Origin of the sequence: Roseinatronobacter alkalisoli, assembly GCF_028745735.1 — a bacterium.
GTDB lineage: Bacteria > Pseudomonadota > Alphaproteobacteria > Rhodobacterales > Rhodobacteraceae > Roseinatronobacter > Roseinatronobacter alkalisoli.
On the sequence record NZ_JAQZSM010000100.1, the window covers coordinates 1 to 1,756 of the forward strand.

General features: G+C 54.8%; 3 pseudogenes. All 3 read right to left on the reverse strand.

The features are described from left to right. Positions 1-123 (reverse strand): annotated as a pseudogene (locus tag PUT78_RS23450) (DDE-type integrase/transposase/recombinase); the annotation flags it as partial. Positions 124-617: 494 nt separating this feature from the next. Then, positions 618-1,326, reverse strand: a pseudogene (locus tag PUT78_RS23455) (IS6 family transposase). Between the two features lie 105 nt (positions 1,327-1,431). After that, a pseudogene (locus PUT78_RS23460) lies at positions 1,432-1,756 on the reverse strand (integrase core domain-containing protein); the annotation flags it as partial.

Sequence of the window (1,756 nt, forward strand, 5' to 3'; positions counted from 1 at the left end):
TGACCAAATCGCGCGATCAGCCGGTTCAGGAACCGCCTTGCCGCCTTGGCGTTGCGGCGCCTCTCGAACCAAGATTTCAAGCGTGTCCCCATCAGCATCGACAGCCCGCCAGAGCCATTGTTTTACCGAACCCGATCTATGAATTCTATCGGTGGTGCATCAAGGAGTCGGCGAAGCGAGAGATTGACCGGCTGGGCATCCTGTTCCTGTGCCTCTATTGGAAAGTTGGCCTGTGACCAATCACCCTGGGCCGAAGGCGCCACAACCGATCCGAACACCGCAAACAGAAGCACAAAAAATGATTGGATCAGGCGGCGGAGCACAATCATTATTTTGCACCATCCGAGGAAATTAGATCCGGCGGTAATTTTTTACTAGCCTGAAGAATTTCAATGCCAATGAGACGACCCTCGTATCAAAGTTCAAGTGAATTTGCCCTTCTACCTCAGCAGGATCGCAACAGTATGTAAATCCAAAGGAAGTTTGATCATCATCAGATTTTAACTGAACGTATGCGGCATCGACTGACGGATCGTATTTGATTTTCATTGCCTATTCCTAAGATTGGCATTGCCAAGTTGTTGAGCATTGGATTTGAAAGGTACTGGCTGGATACATCAAGCAGTCATCTGAGCGGCATAGTCTGTCCAGAGACAGAAAGCATCTGCCCGGGCGTGGCGATATGAGATGGCGGTCAGTTTGTAGCGTCGAGGGCGGAAGATGGTGTTGATCTGGTCATGCGCGACCAAGAAACGTTGTGCCTGTCTGGGCGACTTAAACCGGCCCCTGATCTTTTCTCGTCGTCGTGTTGGCCTGTGACTGCCCTCAATCCTGTTGTGAATGCCCTTATGGGCCCGGTGGTCAGCCCCGGCGCTTGATGGGCAATCGGCTTGATGTAGCTACGCAGCTTGTCTGTAACGACGACCCTTGGTTGGCCGAATTGCGCGATCAGCCTTGCCATGAAGCGCTTGGCAGCTTTGGCATTCCGACGCGTCTGCACGAGAATATCAAGCGTGTCGCCGTTGGCATCGACCGCCCGCCAGAGCCAGTGCTTCACCCCGTTGATCGGGATCACAACCTCGTCCAGATGCCATTTGAGCGGGGGCGGGGACGGTCCCGACGGATGCAGGCGGCAAAATGCGCGCCAAACCGGTTGACCCAGAGACGGATCGTTTCACGGCTCACGATGACGCCTCGTTCGGCAAGCAGATCCTCAACATCCGCCGTGCTCAGCGCAAACCGATGGTACACCCAGACAGCGTAAGCGACAATCTCGCGTGGAAAACGAAAGCCCTTCAGGCGCGGCATGGACGTCGGTAATTTCATACCTCAACCCGTAGCGAAGTCACGCCGCGCAAACAACTTGGCAATGCCTGCAGAGGCTATGATGGCTGCGGAATAGGCATGACCTGCCCCCCGATCGTCCCTCGTTCATAACGAGAGTCCTTTGGGTTGATAGTTGTCGTTTTGGGCTTGGGCAAGCGCGCCGTGCGCGGAGCCTTCAGATAGCTCAAGCGCTCGGCGCGCTTCAGCGGGTGTTTTGTTGCCCAGAGATGAGTGTGGCCTGATGTGGTTGTAATCATAGCGCCACAGCCCCAGCTTTCGTCTGGCATCATCCAGGCTGTCGAAGATCTCTTCGTTCAAGCACTTCGTCGCGCAGGCTGCCATTGAATGACTCGATGTAACCGTTCTGCTGCGGCTTGCCGGGATCGATATAGTGCCATTCGACGGCGTTTTCGTTCGCCCACTTTAGGAT